General features: G+C 69.4%; 8 protein-coding genes and 1 pseudogene. 6 read left to right on the forward strand and 3 right to left on the reverse strand.

Features of this window, described 5'->3' with window-relative positions; all coding sequences use genetic code 11:
- Nucleotides 1-38: 38 nt before the first annotated feature.
- A pseudogene (locus DJ70_RS17820) lies at nucleotides 39-837 on the forward strand (carbohydrate kinase family protein).
- 47 nt (nucleotides 838-884) lie between these two features.
- On the opposite strand, the gene DJ70_RS12285 reads toward DJ70_RS17820, so the two are convergent.
- Nucleotides 885-1,220 carry a DUF7113 family protein gene (locus DJ70_RS12285; protein ID WP_094533425.1) on the reverse strand — a complete coding sequence of 112 codons (336 nt, stop codon included), beginning with the start codon at nucleotides 1,218-1,220 and terminating at the stop codon, nucleotides 885-887.
- Nucleotides 1,221-1,332: 112 nt separating this feature from the next.
- Here DJ70_RS12285 and DJ70_RS12290 point away from each other — a divergent pair, with 112 nt between their 5' ends.
- Both DJ70_RS12290 and DJ70_RS12295 read left to right on the forward strand, forming a co-directional pair.
- Nucleotides 1,333-3,219, forward strand: a complete 1,887-nt coding sequence (locus DJ70_RS12290) for an ATP-binding protein (RefSeq protein ID WP_094533427.1) — start codon at nucleotides 1,333-1,335, stop codon at nucleotides 3,217-3,219.
- A gap of 111 nt (nucleotides 3,220-3,330) precedes the next feature.
- The gene (locus DJ70_RS12295; RefSeq protein WP_094533429.1) at nucleotides 3,331-3,795 is read left to right on the forward strand and encodes a universal stress protein; all 465 of its coding nucleotides are present in this window, start codon (nucleotides 3,331-3,333) and stop codon (nucleotides 3,793-3,795) included.
- A 117-nt stretch (nucleotides 3,796-3,912) separates the two neighbouring features.
- Here the strand turns inward: DJ70_RS12295 and DJ70_RS12300 are convergent, their stop codons facing one another.
- Complete coding sequence (locus tag DJ70_RS12300) at nucleotides 3,913-4,200, reverse strand: transcriptional regulator (protein ID WP_094533431.1); 288 nt, start codon at nucleotides 4,198-4,200, stop codon at nucleotides 3,913-3,915.
- Nucleotides 4,201-4,384: 184 nt separating this feature from the next.
- On the opposite strand from DJ70_RS12300, the gene DJ70_RS12305 reads away from it, so the two are divergent.
- From DJ70_RS12305 to DJ70_RS12315, 3 genes are all read left to right on the forward strand, one after another.
- Nucleotides 4,385-5,686 (forward strand): DUF362 domain-containing protein, encoded by a 1,302-nt coding sequence (locus DJ70_RS12305; protein WP_094533433.1) that lies wholly within the window; start codon nucleotides 4,385-4,387, stop codon nucleotides 5,684-5,686.
- Between the two features lie 115 nt (nucleotides 5,687-5,801).
- The gene (locus tag DJ70_RS12310; RefSeq protein ID WP_094533435.1) at nucleotides 5,802-6,149 is read left to right on the forward strand and encodes a cupin domain-containing protein; all 348 of its coding nucleotides are present in this window, start codon (nucleotides 5,802-5,804) and stop codon (nucleotides 6,147-6,149) included.
- Between the two features lie 2 nt (nucleotides 6,150-6,151).
- Complete coding sequence (locus DJ70_RS12315) at nucleotides 6,152-6,973, forward strand: fumarylacetoacetate hydrolase family protein (protein ID WP_094533436.1); 822 nt, start codon at nucleotides 6,152-6,154, stop codon at nucleotides 6,971-6,973.
- Between the two features lie 28 nt (nucleotides 6,974-7,001).
- Here the strand turns inward: DJ70_RS12315 and DJ70_RS12320 are convergent.
- Nucleotides 7,002-7,636: IS6 family transposase (locus DJ70_RS12320; RefSeq protein ID WP_245810834.1), on the reverse strand; the 635-nt coding region annotated here is incomplete at its 5' end.

Genomic DNA, 7,636 nt, shown 5'->3' on the forward strand with positions numbered 1-7,636 from the left:
CCCGAACCGACTTTGCCCGGCCGGCCGGACGGGGAGACATGACTCGACTCCTCGTCGCCGGCGAGACGCTGGTCGACTTCGTTCCGGAGGGTCACGGCGCGCTCGACGCCGTCGAGACGTTTCACCGTCGGGCCGGCGGCGCGCCCGCCAACGTCGCGGTCGGGCTCTCGCGCCTGGGAGAGCCCCCGCTGTTCTGGACCCGCCTCGGCGACGACCCGTTCGGCGACTACCTCGCCCGGACGCTCGCCGAGGAGGGCGTACCCGAGGNNTCGTCCTCGCGGACGACCCGAGCCGCACGGCGACGTTCGACCTGCTCTCACGCGCGAACGAGGTCGACGACACGCTCGTCTCCTTCGACCCGAACGCGCGCCCGGAGCTGTTCGAGGGCACGGACTTCGCCGACGCCTGCCGCCGCGCGCTCGGTCTCTCGGACGTGGCGAAGGCGACCGTCGAGGACCTCGTCGCNNCGCGGACGACGGCGACGCCGCGGAGCTCGCCCGCGCCGTCTGTGATCTGGGACCTCACACCGCGCTCCTCACGCGCGGCCCCGACGGGGCGCTCGCGCGGGCGACCCCCGACGCGCCGTGGAACCCGACCGACCAGCCGCTCGTGGTCGAACACGAGGGGTACCCGGTCGACCCCGTCGACACCACCGGCGCGGGCGACGCGTTCACCGCGGGCGCGGTCGCGGCGCTGTCGGCCGGCGAGTCGCTCTCGGAGGCCCTGGCGTTCGCGAACGCGGTGGCGGCGCGGTCGACGACCGCGAAGGGGGCGATGACCGCGCTTCCGACCCGCGCGGAGGTCGAGGAGTTTCGGGAGACGAACGGGTCGACGTGAGGCGTCGAGAGGGCCGTTCCGGGCGGAGTTGACGCGGATCCCGACGGTCAGGCCGGGTCCGCCTTCGTCACGACGATCTCGACGTCGTCGGGGTCGACGCCGATCCGGGCGAACTGGGTCCGGACGTGTTCGCGGGCCGCGGTCACCGCCCCGTCGCGGGTGTCGAAGCCGCGCGGCATCGGCTCCTCGAACGCGACGCGGATCTCCGAGCCGTCGACGAGCAGGGCCGACCCGCCGCTCTCGACCTGGTAAAACGAGTCGCACACCCAGACGTACGCGGCGTCCTCGTCCGGCGCGCCCTTGTACGTCGGCGGCTCCTCGCCCCGCTCGAACACCGTCCCCGTGAGGTCGGTCCCGCCGCCGCTGCCGCGGACGAATATCATGTCCCCAATAGGGTCCCCATCGATAAAAGCCGTCCGTGACCTCCCGGCTCCAGCCGATCGGGCACCGGCCCGCGGGGGAAACGCTTTCGGCGTGGGCGACGGTGACTCGGACATGACTCTCGAGGACTTCACCGAGTACACCGACGAGGGCGGCGGCGACGCCGACGCGACGGAGGCCGACGGCGGATCGGCGACCGGAACCTCGGACGTCGAAGACGCCCCCGACGCCGGGGACACCGCCGCCGCGGTCGCCCCCGACGCCGGAGACGCCGAGGACGCCGAGAGTGACGACTTCGCCGCCTACGACGTCGACCCCGCCGGCAGCGACGCCGGCCTCGGGGTCGTCTCGGTCTCGCAGGGGCTCCGCGTCTCCGAGGAGGAGGACGACACGGCGCTCAAGGCGTTCGTCACGACCGGCAACCGCGACTCGGTGCGGCTGGGGAAGTATCTCCTCGTCCCGTATCCCGACGGCGAGCGGCTCTTCTCGCGGATCACGGCGTTGGAGTACGCCCAGGAGTTCCAGTCGGACGACGCCACCGAGATCCACGCCCGCCGGCAGATGCGTCGCGACGACTTCGCCGAGCGCGACTACAAGTTCATGGCCGAACTCGAGCCCATGTCGGTCGTCTACGACGACGCCGACGGGATGAGTCGGCGGATGACGGACCGGGTTCCGAAGCCGGGCGCGGTCGTCGAGGAGGCCGCGGACGACGCGGAGATCAAGACCGGGCTGAAGATCCCGGAGGAGGGCGTCTTCCTCGGGCACCTCTCGGTCGGCGGCGAGAAGGTGCGGACCGCCGCCGAACCCCCGACGGTCGACTACCGGATCACGGACGACTACGCCGACGGCGACCCCCTCGCGTTCAGACACACGCTCGTCGCCGGCGGGACGGGATCGGGGAAGACTCACGCCTCGAAGAACGTGCTCCGGCAGTACCTCGACCCCGACCGGACGTACCCGATGGACGACGGCCGGGAGGCGCGGATGGCGGTGGTCCAGTTCGACCCGCAGGACGAGTACGCCCAGATGCACGACGACAACCCCGCGATGGACCCCGAGACCGCCCGGCGGTTCGAGCGCGAGGGGATCGCCCACGGCGGCCACGACGACACGGTCGCGCTGGTGCCGACGGTCCCGAACGCGACCTATCCCGGCGAGGGCCACCGCGCGGAGCGGGTCGAGTTCACGATCCCGTTCTCGATGGTGAACGAGTACGACATGCCGTGGCTCGTCGCCGGCTCCGGGCTCAACGAGAACCAGTACTCCGGGTTGTACACCCTCCTCAACCGGTTCTTCTCCGACTACGGCGACTCGGGGACCTACCGGGAGTTCCTCTCGTATCTCGACGACCCGGCGCTCAAAGCGGAGCTCGACGAGTCCGGGCGGATCCACGAGAAGACGTTCGAGGCGGTCATGCGCCGGGTCCGGGGCGTCCCCGGCGGCGTCTTCGACGGTGACGCGCGACCGATCACCGACCTCGATCACACCCTCGTCCGGCCGGGCGGGCTCAGCGTCGTGCCGACCTACCACCTGCCGACCTCGAGACAGAAGGAGATCGTCGTGCTCGCGGTGTCGGCGATGCTCGTCGGCGACAAGCTCTCGAACGACCCGCGGAGCGACCGGGTGAAGGAGACGCCGCTCCTGATCGGGATGGACGAGGCGCACAACTTCCTCGCGGACGCCGACAACGTCCAGGCGCGCAAGGTGGTCGACACGTTCACCGAGGCGGCCAAACAGGGCCGCAAGGAGCGGCTCGGGCTCTTCTTGATCACGCAGGACCCACAGGACGTGGCCGAGTCGGTGTTCAAACAGGTGAACACGAAGGTCGTGTTGAACCTCGGCGACGAGGACGCGATCCAGAGCGTGAACATCCCCTCGAACCTCGCCGGGAAGGTGCCGTACATGGAGAAGGGGCAGATGGTGGTGTACTCGCCGGACAACTCCGAGCCCGTCGAGCTGATCGGGCTGTCGACGTGCGTGACCCGCCACGGGGAGTGAGCGGCGGGGCGCGGAGTGCGGGCGGCGAGCGGAGCCGACCCTCGTGAGACGCGTTTCCGCCGCCGAAGAACCGCCGACGCGCTTTTGAGGTGACCGCGAGAACCGGCGGACATGACGAAACGGATCCTGGTGGCGATCGACGGTTCGGAGGAGGCGACCGAAGCGCTCCGGTTCGCGGCCGAGGAGTGGCCGGACGCCGATCTGACGGCGCTTCACGTGATCAACCCGGCCGACTCGACGACGGGCGTCGACGGCGGGTTCCCCGGCGCGGTCGACCAGTGGTACGACAGCGCGAGAAACCGGGGCGAGCGGATCCTCGCGGACGCGACCGACGCCGTCGACCGCGACGTGACGACGCGACTGGAGGTCGGCCGGCCGACCACGACGATCCTCGACGTCGCCGGCGGTGAGGCGGACGTCGAGGGCGGCGAGGCCGACGGCGACGAGGGCGGCGAACCCTTCGACCACGTCGTGCTCGCGAGCCGCGGGCGTACCGGACTCTCGCGGGTCGTGCTCGGGAGCGTCGCCGAGGGCGTCGTTCGGCGCGCGGAGGTTCCGGTGACGGTCGTTCGATGACGACCGCGCGGTGATCGTCGCGCGATGATCGCCGCGCGGTCGACGACCGTACGGTTTCGACCGTGCGGGACGCGACGGCACCTCCGTTCTCCCCTCTCGTTCCCCTTCGTGCCGGTCTCAGGCCTCCACGCGCTCCGCGGCGACGACGGCGCCGAGCATCGACCAGCCGTCCTCGTCCGGACCGGAGCGGCCGAGCAGCACCCGGTCGTTGTCCTCGGAGGTGACGAGCCGGAAGGCGGCGTCGACGTCGGCGTCGGTTCGGACCCCCTCGCCGCGGAACTCCCGCTGGAAGAACTCCGTCGAGGAGAACTCGTAGACGCCCGTCTCGCCGGAGTCGAGCTCGAGACGGATCGGGTCGGGCTGGACGTTGTGGATCCGCTTCGCGATCGGGTGAAGGTCGGCCATATCCCCCAGTTCGGTCGGTCGAGAATAAAACCCGGTGCGCGTGCGGCGGCCGGCGCGGCGGTCGGTCCGTTTCGCCCCGGTACGCCGGCGTTCCGATCGGGGACGGGGGACGCGTCGACCGGATCCACCGGGTCCGAGCGGGAGCCTCGATCAGTATTTGGCCCTCCGTCACGAGCGCCCATCCATGAAGTTTCCCGACCGCGACGACGTCGACCACCTCATCGACGTCCAGCCGCTTCCGGAGTTCGCACGGATCCGATACGACCCGCCGAGCGAGACGCTCGCGGACCCGGTCGGCACGGCCGTCTCGGAGCTCGATCGGCTCGACGACGACGGTCTCGAACCGGGCGACACCGTCGCGATCGGCGTCGGCAGCCGGGGCATCGACCGGATCGACGAGATCGCCGCCGCGGCCGTCGACTGGGCGGAGACGAGGGGGTACGAGCCGGTCGTCGTGCCCGCGATGGGGAGCCACGGCGGGGCGACCCCGGAGGGCCAACGGGAGGTGCTCGGGGCGCTCGGGATCGACGAGGAGCGCGTGGGAGCCCCCATCGACGCCCGGATGGAGGCGGAGGCGCTGGCGACCGTCACCGTCGGCGACACGGACGTGCCGGTGTACTTCTCGACGGCGGCGCGCTCGGCCGACGGGGTCGTCGTGGTGAACCGCGTGAAGGCGCACACCAACTTCAGCGGGCCGATAGAGAGCGGGCTCGCGAAGATGACCGTCGTCGGCCTCGGCAAACAGCGCGGCGCGAAGTCGTTCCACTCAACGGCCATCGCCGAGGGGTACGTCGAGACGCTGACGGCCGCGCTCGACGTCATCGAGGAGGCGGTGCCGCTGATCGGGGGGCTCGCCCTCGTCGAGAACTTCGAGGAGGAGCTCGGCCACGTCGAGGCCGTCCCGGCGGGGTCGTTCCTCGACCGGGAGCCGGCGCTGTTGGAACGCGCCTACGAGGAGATGCCGACGCTGCCCGTCGAGGAGATCGACCTGCTCGTCGTCGACGAGATCGGCAAGGAGATCTCGGGGGCGGGGATGGACACGAACGTGATCGGCCGCTACCGCGTGCTCAACGCGCCCGACCCGGAGACGCCCGCCATCGACCTTATCTACGTGCGCGGGCTCACCGAGGCGACGAAGGGGAACGGCAACGGGATCGGCCTCGCGGACCTCACCCGCCGGGCCGCGATCGAGCAGCTGGACGTGACGAAGACGTACGCGAACGCGCTCACGAGCGGGTCGCTCGCGAAGTCGAAGCTCCCGGTGGTCGCGCCGGACGACGAGTTCGCGCTCCGCACCGCGCTGGCCGCCCTCGGCGGCTACGACCCCGAGACGGTGCGGATCGTCTGGATCCGGAACACCGAGGACCTCGGCGAGCTCCACGTCTCCGAGGCGGTGATCGACGACCTCCCCGAGGCGGCGACGGTGCGGGACCGCGACGTCGAGGTCGGATTCGAGGACGGGACGGCGCGGCTCCTGGGGTCGTAGCCGCCGAGCGCGGCCAGTCCGCCGGGACGGTAAACGTTATGGCTCACGTCGTGTTCGGGCCTAGCATGGTTCGAAAGCCGCGCGATACCGCGGATGTACCGACGGGGGAGTCGCGATGAAGCCGGTCACCTTCGACGAGGCCGAGACGTACGAGCCCGACGAGGGCTGGCGTCGCGTCGCGATGGCGGGAAGCGAGCAGTTCTCCTTCGAGTGGTTCGAGAAGCCGCCGGGACACAGCTCGCCGATGCACGACCACGAGAACGAGCAGGTGTGTCTCTGCCTCGAGGGCGAGCTCACCGTCGCGACCGAGGACGACTCGGTCACCCTCCGGAAGAACGACTCGGTGTTGCTCGAGTCGAACGAGGCGCACAGGGTCGAGAACACGGGCGAGGAGCGTGCGGTCGGCCTCGACGTCTTCGCGCCGGGCCGCTCCTTCGACTTCTGGACGGACCGGGAGGAGTGAGCGTGAAGTACCTCGCACGCACGGCGACTGGTGAGGCGCTGCTCGGCGACGACGAGGGGTTCGTCCCGCTCGCGTCGGCGGAGTCCGACCTCGGGAGCGTCCGGGAGGCGCTGCCGCGGGCGGCCGACGGGACGCTCGCCGCCGTCGACGACGCGACCGCCGACCGGGTCCCGGCGGCGGACCTGACGTTCGCCGCCCCGCTCGAGCGGTTCGGCAAGCTCTGGGGGATCGGCCTCAACTACGAGGAGCACGCGGGCGACCTCGACGAGAACCGCCCGGAGGAGCCGGCGAGCTTCATGAAGCCGCCGACGGCCCTCACCGGACCCGGCGGTCCGATCCGGCTGCCGCCGACGGACCGGAGCGACCGGGTGACCGCGGAGGCGGAACTCGGCGTCGTGATGGGCCGGACGTGCCGGGACGTCGCGGCGGCCGACGTCGACGACGTCGTCGCCGGCTACCTCCCGGTGATCGACATGACCGCCGAGGACGTGCTCCAGCGGAACCCGCGGTTCCTCACCCGCGCGAAGAGCTTCGACACGTTCCTCGTCCCCGGCCCGGCCATCGTCGTGCCCGAGGAGCCGCTCGAGCTGTCGTCGCTGTCCGTGCGGACCGAGGTGAACGGCGAGGTCGAGGCGGAAAACGAGATCCGGAACATGCTGTTTCCCCCCGCCGAGATCGTCTCGTTCCACTCGGGCGTGATGACGCTCGAGCCCGGAGACCTCTTCAGCACCGGGACGCCCGGCGCCGCGCCGATCGACCCCGGCGATCACGTGCGCGCGGTCGTGGAGTCCGTCGGATCCGTCGACGCGCCGGTGACGCGCTAGACGCGGGGCGGCGCCGGACGCGGTCGCGTTAAGTTTGGCGTGAATTGTGGTAGACGGCGAGGGCTTCGAGCCAATTTTGAGCTGTCTCGAGCGCGACATGGCTAAAACTATTCGCAAACGATGATGTTCGTCGTTCTATTTCCCAAAAGACACGTTCGATAGCATTCCGATTTCCATGTTGAATAGCTTGAAATCGGTAGCCGTCTTCAGCGAGAACCGATCCAAGATAATCTGCGTCATCAACGAGAAATTCTACGTTATTGAGTTGATAGCGCCGGTGTAACTCGGTCAGAAACCATCGCGTGGTCTGTTTATTTGTAGTCGGATAGAGACTCACATGGAGGATCTCGTTCGTCTGTGGATCAACCGCGCCGTACAGCCAGAACTGCTGGCCCTGGAGGCGGATCATCTTTTTGTCAACCGCGAGTTGATCCTCTGAAACGGTCGAGATCGGCTGTAGATCGGCTTTATGAACCCAGTTGTGAATAGCGACATGACTCCGATCGATCCCAAAGCTTTCCAGAAGTTTACTTACCTCACGTAGTGACATACCAGCCAAGTGACAGCGGATCTCTACTTCAATCGTCCAGCGTGGAGTTCGATCTCGCTCCACAAACGACAAGTCGATCCACGCGATACGTTCGCTGAGGCGGTCGAATTCTG

Origin of the sequence: Halorubrum halodurans, assembly GCF_002252985.1 — an archaeon.
GTDB classification, from domain to species: Archaea; Halobacteriota; Halobacteria; order Halobacteriales; family Haloferacaceae; genus Halorubrum; species Halorubrum halodurans.